Below are 15,981 nucleotides of genomic sequence, written 5' to 3'. Positions count from 1 at the left end.
GCCCAAGTTTGCACTCGGATCGGGAATGCCTACGTCACGCGGGGTTCAGAGTGGCGCTGTAAAAGTGCCGCCGCTGCACCCAACGGAAGCCCTCGTGCTTGGTGATGGCCGCGATTTCGACCGGGCCGCCGACAGTCTTGGGCTGCTTCCGGATGGAGAAGCGCACGAAGCCCGCCGTGGTCTCCACGAGGAAGCGAGCCAGGTCGATAGCGTCCTGAATGGGCATGGCGGGCACGGCAAGGTCCTCGTAAAGCTGGCGCATCACCTTCGCTGTGATTTCCGGCGCTTGCTCCTGCGGCAGGCCGAGGCTCACGGCTGCATCCTGAAAGCCACTCCCGACGCCGAGGATGAGACGGTCAAGCGCCTCGTACTCGCCGTCCCAATTCACGCCAAACCCCTGTTCGGCCTGCACGAGCTTCGGCGAGTCGCACTCCTTTCCCCGGATCAGCACCTCCCAGATCTCTGGCAGCGGCCTACCTGCCGAATAGCCGCAGATCCGAAGTCTCATCCATGTCTCTAGGTCAGCTGGTACGGTCTTTTCCTCGAAGAGGAACTCCCTGACCCGCTCCGCCACATGCTGCATGGTGTAGTTGGGGCGGTCGAGCTTCCACGGATGTGGGTCACTGCCATCGAGGCGCGCCCTCAGGTCCTTCAACAGGGTCGCGATTGACTCCGCGCCAATGCCGCCGTTGCCCGTAACCATGACGCCAATTGGCAGCCCCTTCACGAGGTTCACGATTTTATCTGCATGCAGGTAGGTTTGACCGCTCTGGAACGTGCTGGCGCTGTCGGACGCCATTACAATCCCATCGTTGATCTTCACGGACACGATGACGGTCATAGTTACCTCCTGCAGGCGTCGGCTTGGTACCTTATGCCGGTCCGTTCGGCGGCGCGGCGACTGCTGTTCGGTTCGTTTTCGGAAGGTCTGTAGCATGAGGCGACCCACCTTCGCCAAGCGCTATGGCAGGCGCTGCGAGCGGTGGCTTGCCTCCGCCAAGCGCCATGCCCCGGACTACAGCCCTCGGCGCGACAACCTGGGCGTATTGGCACGCGAAGCGCCGAATCAGTGAGAAACGCCGGCGGGCAGTCGCTATGCTGCCGACTTGGGGGTCCACGCCCACCTCCCGGGTGCGCTACGGCGCAGAGGAAAGGCCTGCTAAGCTACAAGCGCCTACCTCGGCGCTGATCATCCCACTCCACCGGAAACGGCTCCATTAGCCCCGGCAGCGTCATCCCCTCCGGCTGCCGCCCGTCCAGAATCGCCTCGACGATATCCGGCCCCAGCAGCGTCAGCCGCAGCACCCGCGAGACGTAGGACGAGTTGATCTTCTCCGCCGCTGCCAGATCCTTGATCGTGGCGAACTGGCCGGACTCCAGCATCCGCCGCCACCGAAATGCACGCGCCACCGCCTTGATCAGCGTGATGTCCTGTCGGCGCACCAGCGCCAGCACGCCGGGCGTGACCATCGCCTTCCGCCCGCCCCGCGGCTTCACCCGGAGCGGGATCACGACCGTGAGGGTCTGCGCCGGGTCGCTCACGCCGCCGCTCTCCCGCCCTCGGGCTCTCGCGCGGCGAGGTCGCGCACCAGGCTGCCGAGCCCGTCCAGCCGCAGCCGCACCGCGGCGCCCTCAGCCCCAACATCGACCCGGTCCACCAGCAGGCGCACGATGCGGGCCCGCTCGGCGGGGAAAAGTTCGTCCCACAGAGGCTCTATCCGCTCTAGCGCCAGCAGCACCTCCTGCTCGGTGACGTCCGGCGCTGTTGCGCGCGCCGCCCGCCAGGTGCCGACCACCATCTCGGGCTGCCGGAGCAGCGCGCGGACCTGGGCGACCACCGCCGCCTCGATCTCCCCGGCCGGCAGGCGTGCGATGGCGGGCCGCTCCGTCGCACCGCCCTTCAGCACCGTCTGGCTGACATAGTAGCGGTACATCTGCCCGCCGCGGCCGCGGCTGTGGCTCGGCGACATGGAGCGCCCGTGACTGTCGAAGATCAGCCCGCGCAGCAGCGGCGCGGTGGTGTTGCGCGTCCGGTTGACCCGCACCCGCGGGCTGACCTGCAGGACGGCGTGCACCGCGTCCCACTGCGCCTGGGTGACAATGGCGTCGTGCTCGCCGGGATAGGCCGTGCCCTTGTGCACCGCCTCGCCCAGGTACACGCGGTTGCTGAGGATGCGATAGACGTCGCTCTTGGTTAGCGGGCGGCCCCGCTTCGTGTTGGCACCCTCGGTGCGCAGCGCCTGCACCAGCTTGGTGCAGGACTCGGTCTCGACGAAGCCCTGAAAGATCCGCCGCACCAGCGCGGCCTCGGCGTCGTTCACCACCAGCTTCCGCTCGCGCACATCGTAGCCGAGCGGCACGAAGCCGCCCATCCACATGCCACGCTTGCGCGAGGCCGCCACCTTGTCGCGGATGCGCTCGCCAATGACCTCTCTTTCGAATTGAGCGAAGCTCAGCAGGATGTTCAGCGTCAGCCGGCCCATGCTGGTGGTCGTGTTGAACGACTGCGTGACGGAGACGAAGGTCACGTTGTTCGCGTCGAAGACTTCGACCAGCTTTGTAAAGTCGACTAGCGAGCGGCTCAGGCGGTCGATCTTGTAGACCACCACCACGTCCACCAGCCCCTCCTGGATGTCGGCGACCAGGCGCTTCAGCGCGGGGCGCTCCAGAGTGCCGCCGGAGATGCCGCCGTCGTCGTAGCGGTCGCGGACCAGCACCCAGCCTTCGGCGCGCTGGCTGGCGATGAAGGCCTCACAGGCCTCGCGCTGCGCGTCGAGCGAGTTGAACTCCATGTCGAGGCCTTCCTCGCTCGACTTCCTGGTGTAGACCGCGCAGCGCAGCTTCCGAACGGTGGCCGGCATCGCCGCAGCCTGCTTCGCATCGCGCTTCATGCTGCGTTCCGGCTAGGGCGTAGCCCGAAGAACACGCGCCCATTCCAGCGCGTGCCGGTGATGGCGCGCGCGATGGCGGAGAGCGACTGGTAGGGCTGGCCCCCGTACTCGTACCCCGCGCGGGTCACGGTCACGACGTGCTCGACCCCCTGGTACTCGCGGATCAGCTGCGTGCCGGCGATCGGCTTGTCGTCGCCGCGCATGCGGCGGACGGTGAGCTTCCCACCGTCGAACTGCTCACCCAGCGCCTCGAGCCGCGCCAGCGTCTCCGGCTTCAGCCCGCCATAGGCGAGCTCCTGGACGCGATACGCCAGGCGGTGCTCCAGGAAGCGCCGGTTGTAGGGCGGCGGCTCGGTGCCGAAGAGCTCCCGCCACTGCTGCTTCAGCGCGCCGGGGCTGATCGTCTTCAGCGCCGCCAGCCGCCGCGGCACATCCGTGGGCGGGATGGCGGCGATGGTCGGCGCCGGCGCGGGCGGTGTCTTCGTCTTCCTCTTCATGCGTCTCTCCGAATGGACGGGTTCGCATGGAGGCGCTGCTTGGCCGGGAAGTGTAGCAACCACTCTCCGCGGTCCGCCGCGTCGCGCGCCGCTTTCGCCGCAGCGCGGCTGCGGAGCCGCAGGATCCCGCGGGCGAGGAGGTCGCAGACCTCGCGGAGGTGGGGTGGGAGATGGGCGTTCAGCGTCTTGGGGCATGGTGCGGCGGCGGGTGCTGGCATGCCCGACATCGAGCCCATGGCAGGCGCGGCCCGCCACCTGGGAGCCGGTCGGGACCAGCTGTTGAAGGAAGGGCTGAACCCTTCAACGCCGCCCATGTTCGTTATATGTTCTCAATCCAGCTAGGAGCAGGAGGGCAGCATGCTGATCGACAGGTTGGACCGGACGCAGTGGCGTCTGAGCCAAGCCATTGATCATGTTGCGGCTCAGATTGAGCGCGCGATCGCACGCGGCGACATCGCCCCCGCGTCCGACCCGACGGTCCCGCCCTGGCGCAGGTCCGAGAACCCTCGAGGCGGCGTGGCCAGCCAGGCAGCTCGCGAGGTCCAGGTGGCGCTGCGGGATGGAGATCTGCATGCGCAGGGGCGGCTGTCCACGACGCAGTCCCGCCCCTGGACCCATGCCCTGGACGGCTGGGATCTGCACTCGGGCCACCACAGCACCATCACCCCCGAACAGTGGCGCGCAGGGCGCACCGACGTTCAGCTTGCCGTGCTGACCATGGCCGACGGTCAGTTCATCGACATCCGCGTGCCGCGCTTCATGGTGCTGGCGATCTGGCCGGTCATCGAGGTGCCGCAACTCGCCCCCGCGGTGGATCCCAAGACGGGGGAGCCATACCGCACGCCGTATATGGACCTCCTGGAGCGGGCGATCGCCGAGAACCGGATCAGCATGCGCGATCAGGGCAAGAAGGAGCTGCTGGCTGACTGGTTCCGCGAGCAGACGGTGGACGGCGAGCCGGTGTCGCAGAACCTCGCCGACGCCATGGCGACGCTGATCCGCCTGCCCGGCTCGCAGCGCGGCGGAGCAAAACGCGGCTGGGGATAGCGCCACACCGCGGCTGAAGGGTTGAACCCTCGGCCCGCATTGGAGCCGGATCGGCTCGAACGCTGAGTATGCCGATGTCGTGTGCCTTCTTGCGGGCCTTCACCGCGGAGGCCCGATGCCGATTCTCGATCAAGCCCCACCAGCTGCGCGAGGCGCCCGATGACCGGCGCCAGCGCGAAGGATGTGGTGGCTGCACTCAACGCGCGCATCGGCGACCTCGCGCGCGAGCTGCTCGGTGAGCCGAACCGTGGGCTGTCCACGCAGACGCAGCTGCGCTTCGGCACGCATGGCAGCATCGCCGTCGAGCTCGAGGGCGACGACGCCGGACGCTGGTTCGACCACGAGCAAGGGATCGGCGGCGCCGGCATCGAGTTGCTCCGGCACCGCCGCGGCCTCAGCAATGGCGCTGCGCTTGACTGGTCCCGCCAGTGGCTCGGCATGCCGGCAGCGCCGCGCCGGCCGAAGGCCGATCCACCATCAGCGTCAGCGGGACCGACCTGCGAGGCTGCTGACGCGGCTCTGCCGGAAGACGGAGCATCGGCGGCTCCAACGGCAGCACCGGAGCCATCTGCGTTCACCGACGACCTGCCCGGACCGCCACCATGGCACGTCCCTGGCGCGTCGCCCACCGCGAAGAAGGCCGCGGAGGACGCCAAGCGAGCCGCGAAGGTCGCTGAGATCGTCACCGGCTGCGAGGCTCCGGCAGGCACCCGCGTCGAAACCTATCTGCGCCGCCGCGGCATCACGGCCGCGCCGCTCCCGCCATCCATCCGCTTCCTGCCGAATGCCTACAACCACTACGGCGCGCTCGTCGCCCTGGCGACGGACGCCGAGGGCCAGGTTCACGGCCTGCAGCTGATCTACCTCACCGAGGACGGTCGCAAGGCGCCGCTCAAGGTCCAGAAGCGCACCAACAAGGCACATGACGGTTGGGCCGACGTCGCCGCCGTGCGCTTCCCAGGCAAGGTGCCGGTGGTGCTCTGCGAAGGCGTCGAGACGGCGCTCTCCGTGTGGCAGGCCACCGGCCAGGAGAGCTGGGCATGCCTCGGCATCAGCAACATGGCCCGCGCGCCCCTTCCCGACGGCGTGCCCGTCATCGTCGCGCGCGACGGCGACGCGCCGAACAGCAAGGCCGACCAACAGCTGCGCCAAGCCGTCACCGTGCTACGCGCCCGCGGGCACGAGGTGACCGTCGCAGAGCCACCGCCCGGGCAGGACTTCAACGACGTCCTGCAGTCGGACGGCGAGGACGCCGTGCGGATGCTGATCGCCGCGACGCGCCCCGCCACCGCCTTCTCCAACGAGTGGCGCAAGGAGCTGCTGCTCAACGACGAGGGTGAGGCTCGCCCCGTCCTGGCGAACGCCATCACCGCGCTGCGGGGCGCGCCGGAATGGCAGGACGTGCTGTGGCACGATGCCTTCGCCACGACCACCGTCGCGCGCAAGCCGCCGCCCTGGGTTCGGGAAAGGGCGGGCTGGTCCGACACGCCATGGGCCGACCGCGACGACGCCCTCGTCGCCGACTGGCTACAGCACCAGGACATCATGGTGCCGATGTCGATCGCCGGGCAGGCCGTCGAGGTCGTGGCGCGCGACCGGATCTTCCACCCCGTCCGGGAGTATCTCGACGCGCTGGCCTGGGACGGTACGCCGCGCCTCGACGCCTGGCTGCTCCGCTATCTCGGCGCCGAGGACAACGCCTACCACCGCGCGGTCGGGCCGCGCTGGCTGATCTCCGCTGTCGCACGGATCTACGTGCCCGGCTGCAAGGCCGACTGCGCGCTGATCCTCGAAGGACCGCAGGGCATCCGGAAGTCCTCGGCGCTGATGGCCCTCGCCGCGCCCTGGTTCACCGACCGCCTCTCCGACCTCTCCAGCAAGGACGCGGCGATGGAAACGCGCGGCGTCTGGATCATCGAGATCGCCGAGCTCGACACCATGGGCCGCGCCGAGGTGAGCACCGTCAAGGCGTTCATGTCGCGCACCCAGGACCGCTTTCGGCCGCCCTATGGCAAGCGCCTGGTCGACCTGCCGCGGCAATGCGTCTTCGCCGGCAGCGTCAATCCGGAGGGCGGCTATCTCAAGGATCCCACGGGCGGACGGCGCTTCTGGCCGGTGGTGTGCAGCACGATCGACCTCGAGGCGCTGCAGCGCGATCGCGACCAGCTCTGGGCGGAGGCGCGCGACCGGTTCCGGCGTGGCGAACCCTGGTGGCTGGAATCGCGGGAGCTCGACGCGCTCGCGGCCGAGGAACAGGCCGAGCGCTACCAGGGCGACGCCTGGGACGAGCCGATCGAGGCCTATCTCGAGAACGAGATCGAGTGGCTGGAGAACGGCTACGGCGAGCGCAAGCCGTTCCGTCGTCCCCGTCCCACACCGCTGCACGATGTCTCTGTTGCGGAGGTGATGGAGCGGGCACTCGGCATCGAGAAGGCGCGCTGGACGCAGGCCGACCAGAACCGCGTCGTCCGCAGCCTCATCAGCATGGGCTTCAAGCTCTGCCGCGCCCGCAAGGGCGGCCATGGCCCGCGCGCCAAGCGCGAACGCCGGTATCGCCGACAGCCGGCCTCCGGGGGGCAGCCGTGATGGCGCAGCCCAGTGGGTCAGGGTCTGCGCGGGTGGGTCCGGGTATGGGTCCGGGTCTGCCCTGCTCGCGAAACCCGCAGAAAACCTGGGCGGGTCCGGGTGGGTCCGGGTGGTCCGGGTCTGTCGCTCTCTCTTTCGTAGCAGCCGGTTCACGCATCACGCACGACGCGCGCGTCACGCGTGATGCGCGCATAGGGGGGTATAGGAAGTGTAGGGGAAAAACCCGGACCCACCCGGACCACCCGGACCCATGGCGGTTTTCCGCGGGTTTCGCGCACGCCAGACCCGGACCCAACCCGGACCCAGACCTGGACCCACCCGGACCCGCGGGCCCGCACACGCCCGAGGTGCCGCGTCGTGCCCGCGCGCCACCATGCTGTCTCAGACCCGTCCATCCACATCGTCGTCAGAGAGGATCAGCAGCATGAACGTCGACACCATCATGACCTACCGCGAGGGGGAGTTCTTCGAAGTGCCGCAACCGGCTTGGTTCTATCGCGCACGTGAAGTGGCCATGCTCGAAGATCGTGACTTGCACAGCGTGCTCTCGAGAATCCTCCGCTGCTGCCGCCGCACCGAGGGTGTTCAGGAGCCGGGCGAACACACTGCCGCCTTCGCCTACTGGGTCGTCCCGGACAATGGTGGCTACTACGCCGAATTCTGGACCGAGTGGGACATCGTGTCTCGCGTGTGGATCCCCCTGGAGACCGACTGGCTGCCGTTCCGCACGCAGCATGCCATGCCGTTCCTCCAGGCACATGCGTCGCTGGCCATAGTCAACCACCTCAAGCGCAAGGAGCGTATGGTCTCATCCGAGGCGAGTACGTCGGCCACAAACAACGGCCTGCCGCCTTGGCTGGGCGCCGCCAAGTCGCAGCGCCAGGCGAATCGCGCTTCTGCTGGTGGCGAGGCGCGATGAGCCCGGCGAACGGCCACTGGCCACTGCCGGGCGGGCCTCGGCCGCCCCGCAGTTGTCTCGATCGCGCGCAGAGCCCGACGAGCCCCGCCGAGATCGATGCCATGCGCCGACGCGCGTGGCATCAGCAGGGCGTGGCGACGCTGTCCGTGGACGAGATCTGGGATCCGCTGCTGCGCCAGGCCGTCGTCAACGAGGCGGTCAGAAGGTGGGGAAGGCGTCACGGAGGCTCAGCACATGGCGGGTAGGAAGAAGGCGCGCGGGACGCAGAACCAGGACGACCTGTCCCGTCCTTCGAAGTGGCGGTTGCAGCATGGTGACTTCGGCGAGGCCGTCCGCGAAGCTGACCCGGAGACAGGGACGCCCGTCCAGCATCGCCGCGCTGTCGACACGCTCGGCGCCATGCTGCTCAACGGCACGATCTCGCCGGAGATGCACGAGGCCGGCTGCGTGTTCCGGACGCAGTTCCGCTCGGCGCTGCTCGACGGCATGCGAACGACGCAGCTTATTCGCATGCCGAAGGGCGCAGGCACCACGCTGACGGAGCGGCAGGTTGCGTCGCGAGACAGGGTCGCGGCCGCGCTCGATGCACTCGGCGGAACAGCGAGCCCGGGTGGCTCGGCGGTGTGGCACGTTCTCGGACTCGAGTGCTCGATCCGGGAATGGGCCATGTCGCAGGGCTGGCAGGGGAAGCCGATCGCGCCCGCACAGGCGCAGGGGATGTTCACCGCTGCGCTCTCTGTCCTGGCTGTGCACTACGGCCTTGTGCGGAGGAGGCGGGAGGCGGCGTAGCGTCGGACGCTGGCGGTGTCACACGCACCGCCAGCACCGCGCGCCGGGGCGATGCTCGTGCAACTCACCCGTAGCGGAGTGGAATCCGATCGGGGTAAGTTGTCAGTACGTCGAGAAGCCCTGCCCGCCTCGGTTTCGAGGCCATGGTTCCTTCCTGGGCCTGACGTATGCGGGGGGCAGCAGCGCGCCACTTCGCTAGCGCCAGTCTGAAAACATGGTTCGCAGTTCGCACTCTTTGCGCGTGATTTCAGAGCCTTAGCTGCGAACCATGGCCGCGCCGGTTCGCAGCCGCGGTTCGCATGGTTCGCACCCACCCCGACTCTGGATGGCCCAATGACGCTCCCCTGGATGGCGGCAAAGATCGTGCTGCGCCCGGTGGCGGAGCTGCGAGCGCATCCAGGCAATGCGCGCGTGCATGGCACGACGCAGATCGAGCAGATCAAGGCCAGCATGCTGGCCTTCGGCTTCACCAACCCGCTGCTCGTGGACGAGGCGGGCGTGCTGATTGCTGGGCACGGCCGGCTCGAGGCCGCGGCCGCGCTCGGCCTCGACAAGGTGCCGACCATCGTCCTGCGCCACCTCACCGCGGCGCAGAAGGAGGCGCTCCGGCTCGCTGACAACCGCATTGCGGAGAACGCGACCTGGGATCAGGCGCTGCTGCGCGACGCGCTTGCCGCGGTGCAGGCGACGCCCGACTTCGATCTGGCGGCACTCGGCTTCTCGACCGCGGAGCTCGACGACATCCTCGCGGCGGCTGGAGAGACCGTCACCGATGGCGACGCGCCCGAGGCCCTGTCGGCGCCTGCAGTCCAGGGGAGCGAGGTCGGCGCGGCGGGGATGGGGGCCGCGCAGGACGATGATCCGGCCGACGCTGAACCGGATCCGCCGCGCCAGGCCGTCACGCGCCCTGGTGATCTCTGGCTGCTGGGCGAGCATCGCCTGCTCTGCGGCGACAGCACCGATGCTTCGTCGGTTGCCCGCGTCATGGGCACGGATCGCGCGGCGCTGCTGTTCACCTCGCCGCCCTATGGCAACCAGCGCGACTATACGACCGGCGGCGTCTCCGATTGGGATGCCCTGATGCAGGGCATGTTCCAGCACCTCGACGCGGCGATGCCGCAGGACGGCCAGGTGCTGGTCAATCTTGGCCTGATCCACCGCGACAGCGAATGGATTCCGTATTGGGCCGGCTGGCTCGACTGGATGCGCGCCCGCGGCTGGCGCCGCTTCGGCCTCTACACATGGGACCAGGGCCCTGGCCTCCCCGGCGACTGGAACGGCCGCCTCGCACCGGCCTTCGAGTTCGTCTTCCACTTCAACCGCTAGGCGCGCCAGGCAAACAAGATCTTGCCGTGCAAATGGGCAGGCACGCCGAACAAGGGCAGCGGGCTGCGCGCCGCCGACGGCACCATCTCGGAATACCAGCACGCAGGCCTGCCGGTGCAGGACTTCCGGATCCCCGACAACGTGCTGCGCCTGACCCGCCACAAGGGCCGTGGCATCGAGACCGAGCATCCCGCAGTGTTCCCGGTGGTGCTGCCGGAATTCCTGATGCGGACCTACACGGACGATGGCGACGTCGTGTTCGAGCCCTTCGGCGGCTCGGGCACCACCATCCTGGCGGGTCAGCGCACCGGACGCCGCGTGCGCGCGATCGAGCTCGCGCCCGCCTATGTCGATCTGGCCGTGGCGCGCTGGCGCATGCTGCATCCCGATCTGCCCGTGACGCTGGCCGATGATGGCCGCGACTACGATGCCGTCGCCGCGGCGCGAACGGAGTTCACCGCCAATGCAGCCTGATCTCGTCGTCTCGACTCTGCCGGTCGCAGCGCTGGTCCCCTATGCCGAGAACGCGCGCACGCATTCGGCGACGCAGGTGACGCAGATCGCGGCGTCCATCGCCGAGTTCGGCTTCGTGAACCCAGTGCTGATCGACAGTGAGGGTGTGCTCATCGCCGGCCATGGCCGCGTCATGGCGGCGAAGCAGCTGGGCATAGCCTCCGTGCCGGTGCTGCGGCTCGGCCATCTCTCCCCCGCACAGGCGCGAGCCCTCCGCCTGGCGGACAACCAGATCGCGCTGAACTCCGGCTGGGACGAGGCGCTGCTGGCTGCGGAGATCGCGCGCATCCGCGACGATGCGGTGGTCGACCTGGACGTGCTGGGCTTCTCCGGGATGGAGCTGGACCGCCTGCTGGCGGCAGCCGACGCGGGCCTCGGCGACGATGCCGACGAGGCGCCGCCACTGCCCGTGGTGCCCGTCACGCGCACCGGTGATCTCTGGCGCTGCGGCGAGCACCGCCTGCTGTGCGGCGATGCGACGAAGCTGGGCGACGTGCAGCGCGCGCTCGGCGCCGGCCATCTGGCCGACATGGGCTTCGTCGATCCGCCCTACAATGTCGCCTACGAAGGTGGCACCGCGGCCAAGATGACCATCGCCAACGACGCGCTCGGCGGTGGCTTTTCGGAGTTCCTGCGGCCGGCGCTGGCCAACCTGCTCTCGGTCACCAAGGGTGCCTGCTACGTCTGCATGTCCTCCTCGGAATGGCCGACGCTGCATCGCGTCTGGCAGGAGGCGGGCGGCAAATGGTCCAGCACGATCATATGGGCGAAGAACACCTTCGCCCTTGGCCGCGCCGACTACCACCAGCAGTTCGAGGCGATGCTCTACGGCTGGAAGGCCGGCGCGCAGCACTACTGGTGTGGCGCGCGCGACCAAGGAAATGTCTGGCACTTCGACAAGCCGGCGCGGAACGACCTGCACCCCACGATGAAGCCGGTGGCGCTGGTCGAGCGCGCTATCCGCAACAGCAGCAAGCCGCGCGACACCGTGCTGGATTGCTTCGGCGGCTCGGGCACCACCATGATAGCGGCAGAGCGCACCGGGCGACGCGCCGTGCTGCTGGAGATCGATCCTGCCTATGCCGATGTCATCGTGCAGCGCTGGCAGGACACGATCGGCGACGCCGCGGTGCTAGACGGCGAAGATCGCATCTTTGCCGATGTCGCCGCGGCGCGCCGGCCGGAACTGACCGCGTGATCTGCGACCCGTTGGAGGCGCCGCAGCATAAGCTGCATGCGAGCTTCGCGATTCTAGCAAGCTGATATTCTTGATGTCCGCGTTACGCGCAAATGCCTGCATGTCGCCCACTCATTGCAACAGGCCGACCGCCTCCCTTAGTCGTGCGGGGAGGCTACGCGGCAGAGCTGTCTCCCGAAGCTCAACCTCGATCCGGACCGGCGGCCCTGCCGCCCTACAGGGTGGACTGGAAGGTTGGTCGGGCCGGCAGGGCGGCAGCGGCGGCGGCGGAAGGCTTACCCAAGGCCCGCTGTCGAGCGTTGCGCGGTCGCAGGGCTCCGCTGCCGGTATCACAGTGCGTGATGGCATGCGTGGAATGGCCAACTGGAACAGCAGGACTTCTGCAGAAGCATCCAATGGCCGAAGAGTTAAGCGGAGGTCGACCGAATAGCTGTCGGCGCGGAGCGACTCGCCCCCGTCGCTCACATTGGCAGAATGCTCCGGGAAATAGGCAAACCGCCGCGGGGTCGCTACGAAGAATTGCCCTCCAACCTCCTTCACTAATTCGATTTGCAAGAACAAGGAGGGCATGCCGCGTAGGCCTAAGCGTTGCAGCTCATCTTTGTCGATGCACTTCCCAATATCGCCAGCAGGTGCCCGACGGTCAGGGACGAAGGGGCCACGGACAATTGTGATGCAACCAACGTCGAGAGGAGGCGCGGCGTTGGGATCGGAAGACGGAGGTAGGCCGTAGAGGCGGCGGTTGGCGCCGCCACGCTGAACCTGGGCGGCCGCCGCACTAGACGGTAGCAGTCGCTCCGCGATGTCCAGCATCGTGCTGACGGCCGATACCGCAGCCCCCACGGCGCCTTCCCGACCCTGCGGGCACGTCGCAGCTAGGACTACCCTGAGCTCCTGAGGCGGCGAGTACGCCGGCTGAAAGACGGCCAACACCGCCAGGAGGAGAGTGACACTTATCAGTCCAGCGACAGCCATCCATCGCCATTGGCGCCATGCACGGCTCCAGACGGCAGGGAGGCGAGGCAAGCGCGGCGTCATCGGAGCCCTAACCTTCGCGCGGCCTCGGCCAAGCGCCACGGTTCTAGCTCATCTGAGGGATACGGGAGACCGGCATTCCCCATACGCAGATTAAGGCCGCCGCATTGTCCACCGGAAGCGGAAACCGGGCGGGTATGCAATGCTGCGACTTGCCGCGACGCCCCGTCCAGCAACGGCGCGCCGCTAGCGCGCCTCGCCGTCTGACAGCCGTGCAGCACGCAGCCGGGACCATGGGCGACAATGCGGCAGGTTGATCCTCGATCGAGCCGGATGGCGAAGGGCCATTGGCGGACGTTGACCTCGTCGGGAACCCATCTGCAGCTTGTAATAAGGCAGCGTTCAACGTAGCGGGCAAGCAGCACGAAATGGTGGTAGCCGACCAAGGTAGTCTGCTGGTTGCGCCGCGGCGCGGCGCCCAAGCCGCTTGGCAGGGCGCTTACCGCTGCCGCGGGCGACGAGGATGCCGCGACCAATACCGCGTAATCCAGCGCAGGCTGCCAGATTCCCGGCTGCGATTGCAGCATGTGAACGAGATCGTATGGCTCTCTGTAAAGGCGGTAGCCCTCGATTTGCGCTGACGTCGGGACCCAGCGCACCGCGACGAGGCGATCTTCGCGGGCGTCGGCATCAGTGTAGGTATCTGCGGTTTGGACGTGCAGCGCACCAAGCGGTATAGGATCGCCGCGGCCCGGGCGGACCACGCAGTGCAGCGCGGTAAGGAACACCGAGTCACTCAGGCGCATGGCGGTGCAAGCGGGCAGGATGCCGCGCTGGCTGCTCGGATTGCCGTGGAACAGCACACCAACCTCACCGGGCCGCCCTGCCGGATTCTCGTCCTGGCGGGGCTGACGAAGCTCGCACAGCTCGACGTAATCCGCAGCTAGCCGCACGAATTCTTCGCGCGTCAATGGAGCGGTGCCGGCAATGGGCTGAGGGATGGTGAACGGAAAGTTATCATCTTCGATCGCTCGGATATAACGATCGATGCGTAGCGCTGCCGTGTTGCAGTCCCGCCTTTGCCGGTAGCGCGCCGACGTGACGAGGTCTTGAAAATTCGGTCGGTAACTTGGATCCCCTAGATGCGCCTCGTATTCGTCACGGGGCACCGTCTGCTGCGTTGGGTTAGGTCCAGCTGGTATCTGCGCGGGTGCCGCCAGGGGCAATCCAAACATGCAAACAGCTGCAGCTATCTCGACGAAGCGTCGCATACGCGAGCGCCGACCAGGGCGCAGCAGATGGAATCTCATTTCACAATCCCATTCACCTGCTTCGGAGCAGGCCCGACTCCCCAGGAGATTCACATTTAGCGCCGAATGACCCGACCTGCGTCAAGGACAACAAGGCAGCAGCCCGTGGCGTCGTCGATCATGATGTGATCCAGACCGCGGAAACTTAGCAATACCGCGCCGCTCCATCTTGCTTGGCTCGCGCGCGGCACAGCGCGAATGATCCGTCACGCGCAGAGCACCCCCCCCCTGCACCATGACGGAGACGACCATGACCGACCGCGATGCCCGCGCCGCCCGCAACCAGGAAAACAGCCTCGCAGCCTTCATGGCGAAGAAGGCTGAATTCGATGCGCTGCTCGCCGAACTCACCCAGGCCAGCGACGACCATTTCGGCGCGGATCCGGAGGAGGTGCTTTGGTGCGAAGCGGCTTGGCTTTCCGACGCCACCGCGAAACTGAAGGACATCGCGGACCAGCATTTCGGCCGCGGCGAATACGCTCTCTAACTCGGGCCAATCCCGCACGGCCCCGACCGGCAGTGCCGGCGGGGCTCCCGGCAGTAGGGGCCGATGACCGGCACCCGGAACCGGAGACCACCACGATGACCAAGCTTTCTGACAGCCAGCGCGTGATCCTGAGCGCCGCCGCGCAGCACGAGATGGGCCTCGCCCGCGCGCCGAAGACCTTGCCGGCCGCGGCGCGCAACGCGGTGTTCCGCAGCCTGATCAAGAACAACCTGCTTACCGAGATCAACGCCCCGCGCGAGCATGTCGGGCTGGGCTGGCGGCAGGACGAGGACGGCACCTGGATCGTGGCGCGCATCACCGACGAGGGGCTGCGCGCCATCGGCATCGATCCGAACGAGGGTGACGCGCGGGAGGAGGACGATCAGAGCGCCGAGGCCATCGCGCGCCGCAACGCCGAGCGCCGCGCCGCCATGGTGGCCGCCGCGCCGGTGGCCGACACGGCGCCCACGGGCGGGGAGGACGCCGCGGAGGAAGACGCCCCCGCGGAGGAAGCCGAACCCGCCCACGCCGCGCCGACGCCCGCCCAGCGCGCGAGCCTGCGCGACACCGCCGCGGCCATCCTCTCCGCCTGGGACGATCAGGCCGCTCGCTTCGGAACCAATGATGGCGACCTGATCGGCGCGCTGGACGCGCCGATCGCGGCCCTCCGCACCCTGCTCGCCGGCCAACCGGCCCGCACCCCGCGCGAGCCGGGTGCGGCGCGCAGGCCGCGCGAAGGTACGAAGCAGGAGCAGGTGCTGGCCATGCTGCGCCGGCCCGAGGGTGCGACGGTCGCACAGATCGCCGAGGCGACCGGCTGGGCGCAGCACACGGTCCGCGGCTTTTTCGCAGGGCTGAAGAAGAAAGGCCACGCGGTCGAGGTTCGGGAGCGCATTCGCCAGGTCGGCCCCAACAAGGCTGGGGCGAAGGGCTCCTTCACCATCTACGCCCTGGCCGAGTGAAGCATCTCAGCCACGCCGCTGAACATGATCGGAAGCGCCGGGAATCATCCGGATTCCCGGCGCTTAATCGAGTTGGCTGCGCATCAACACAGCGCGAATCGTCCGTCACGCGGAGGGCATCCCGCCCCGCCGAGACGGAGACTACGATGGGCCAGAAGCCACAGTCCGCCGACCGCCGCTGGATCATCCTGGCGCAGGATGGTCGACACGTGACGGTGGGCCGCGCCGCGCCACCCAGCGAGGCGGAAGTCGAGGCTGCTGCAGCAGCGCTTACCGCACAGGGCCTCGCCGGATGGCTCGCCACGCTGGACGGCAACTATTGGTCTCGCCGCCGCATCGCCCTCACGCCGGTTCAGATGCTTGGCGATGGCACCACGCTGGATTGGCCCACCGCCATTACCGCATTTGAAGCCAACCGGCAGCGCGCCCTTCGTCCCCTCTGAGAAGGCCGGCATCGCCATCACGCGCGGCGGGAGGTCGC

The 15,981-nt window shown here is 68.1% G+C and carries 15 protein-coding genes; 10 read left to right on the top strand and 5 right to left on the bottom strand.

All coding sequences use genetic code 11. The annotated features are described in order from the left end of the window. Positions 1 to 34: 34 nt before the first annotated feature. The 4 genes from JJI54_RS23735 to JJI54_RS23720 form a co-directional block, all read right to left on the bottom strand. Positions 35 to 841 (bottom strand): hypothetical protein, encoded by an 807-nt coding sequence (locus JJI54_RS23735; RefSeq protein ID WP_203075820.1) that lies wholly within the window; start codon positions 839 to 841, stop codon positions 35 to 37. Positions 842 to 1,164: 323 nt separating this feature from the next. Further along, complete coding sequence (locus tag JJI54_RS23730) at positions 1,165 to 1,542, bottom strand: hypothetical protein (protein WP_203075818.1); 378 nt, start codon at positions 1,540 to 1,542, stop codon at positions 1,165 to 1,167. Further along, positions 1,539 to 2,891: a recombinase family protein gene (locus JJI54_RS23725; protein ID WP_203075816.1), complete on the bottom strand. Its 1,353-nt coding sequence runs from the start codon at positions 2,889 to 2,891 to the stop codon at positions 1,539 to 1,541. Before JJI54_RS23725 ends, JJI54_RS23730 begins: the two co-directional genes overlap by 4 nt. Continuing rightward, positions 2,888 to 3,388, bottom strand: coding sequence for a DUF2924 domain-containing protein (locus tag JJI54_RS23720; protein WP_203075814.1), 501 nt, complete (start codon positions 3,386 to 3,388; stop codon positions 2,888 to 2,890). The genes JJI54_RS23725 and JJI54_RS23720 overlap by 4 nt, the downstream gene beginning before the upstream one ends. Before the next feature lie 357 nt (positions 3,389 to 3,745). Between JJI54_RS23720 and JJI54_RS23715 the strand changes: the two genes are divergently transcribed. The 7 genes from JJI54_RS23715 to JJI54_RS23690 all read left to right on the top strand — a co-directional run bounded on the left by JJI54_RS23715 (position 3,746) and on the right by JJI54_RS23690 (position 11,766). Next, positions 3,746 to 4,435, top strand: coding sequence for a hypothetical protein (locus tag JJI54_RS23715; RefSeq protein ID WP_203075812.1), 690 nt, complete (start codon positions 3,746 to 3,748; stop codon positions 4,433 to 4,435). Between the two features lie 159 nt (positions 4,436 to 4,594). Next, entirely contained in the window at positions 4,595 to 7,021 is a 2,427-nt protein-coding gene (locus JJI54_RS23710) for a virulence-associated E family protein (protein WP_203075811.1), read from the top strand. A 424-nt stretch (positions 7,022 to 7,445) separates the two neighbouring features. Further along, positions 7,446 to 7,940, top strand: a complete 495-nt coding sequence (locus JJI54_RS23705; RefSeq protein WP_203075809.1) for a hypothetical protein — start codon at positions 7,446 to 7,448, stop codon at positions 7,938 to 7,940. A gap of 234 nt (positions 7,941 to 8,174) precedes the next feature. Then, positions 8,175 to 8,729, top strand: a complete 555-nt coding sequence (locus JJI54_RS23700) for a hypothetical protein (RefSeq protein WP_203075807.1) — start codon at positions 8,175 to 8,177, stop codon at positions 8,727 to 8,729. A gap of 333 nt (positions 8,730 to 9,062) precedes the next feature. Further along, positions 9,063 to 10,055 carry a ParB N-terminal domain-containing protein gene (locus JJI54_RS23695; RefSeq protein WP_226382036.1) on the top strand — a complete coding sequence of 331 codons (993 nt, stop codon included), beginning with the start codon at positions 9,063 to 9,065 and terminating at the stop codon, positions 10,053 to 10,055. Between the two features lie 21 nt (positions 10,056 to 10,076). Beyond that, a complete protein-coding gene (locus JJI54_RS32390) occupies positions 10,077 to 10,529 on the top strand; it encodes a DNA methyltransferase (protein WP_226382035.1) in 453 nt (150 codons plus the stop codon). After that, positions 10,519 to 11,766, top strand: coding sequence for a site-specific DNA-methyltransferase (locus JJI54_RS23690; protein WP_203075806.1), 1,248 nt, complete (start codon positions 10,519 to 10,521; stop codon positions 11,764 to 11,766). Before JJI54_RS32390 ends, JJI54_RS23690 begins: the two co-directional genes overlap by 11 nt. Before the next feature lie 1,034 nt (positions 11,767 to 12,800). On the opposite strand, the gene JJI54_RS23685 is transcribed toward JJI54_RS23690, so the two are convergent. Further along, a complete protein-coding gene (locus JJI54_RS23685; RefSeq protein ID WP_203075804.1) occupies positions 12,801 to 13,910 on the bottom strand; it encodes a trypsin-like serine peptidase in 1,110 nt (369 codons plus the stop codon). A 391-nt stretch (positions 13,911 to 14,301) separates the two neighbouring features. Between JJI54_RS23685 and JJI54_RS23680 the strand changes: the two genes are divergently transcribed. The 3 genes from JJI54_RS23680 (at position 14,302) to JJI54_RS23670 (ending at position 15,943) form a co-directional block, all read left to right on the top strand. Beyond that, entirely contained in the window at positions 14,302 to 14,538 is a 237-nt protein-coding gene (locus JJI54_RS23680) for a hypothetical protein (RefSeq protein ID WP_203075802.1), read from the top strand. A gap of 95 nt (positions 14,539 to 14,633) precedes the next feature. Further along, positions 14,634 to 15,500: a DUF3489 domain-containing protein gene (locus JJI54_RS32385; protein WP_226382034.1), complete on the top strand. Its 867-nt coding sequence runs from the start codon at positions 14,634 to 14,636 to the stop codon at positions 15,498 to 15,500. Between the two features lie 146 nt (positions 15,501 to 15,646). Beyond that, a complete protein-coding gene (locus JJI54_RS23670; protein WP_203075800.1) occupies positions 15,647 to 15,943 on the top strand; it encodes a hypothetical protein in 297 nt (98 codons plus the stop codon). Positions 15,944 to 15,981: the final 38 nt, after the last annotated feature.

This window comes from Falsiroseomonas ponticola (assembly GCF_016805305.1).
GTDB lineage: Bacteria > Pseudomonadota > Alphaproteobacteria > Acetobacterales > Acetobacteraceae > Falsiroseomonas > Falsiroseomonas ponticola.
Note: the sequence above shows the minus strand (reverse complement) of the source record. Positions and strands in the feature narration are given on the sequence as shown.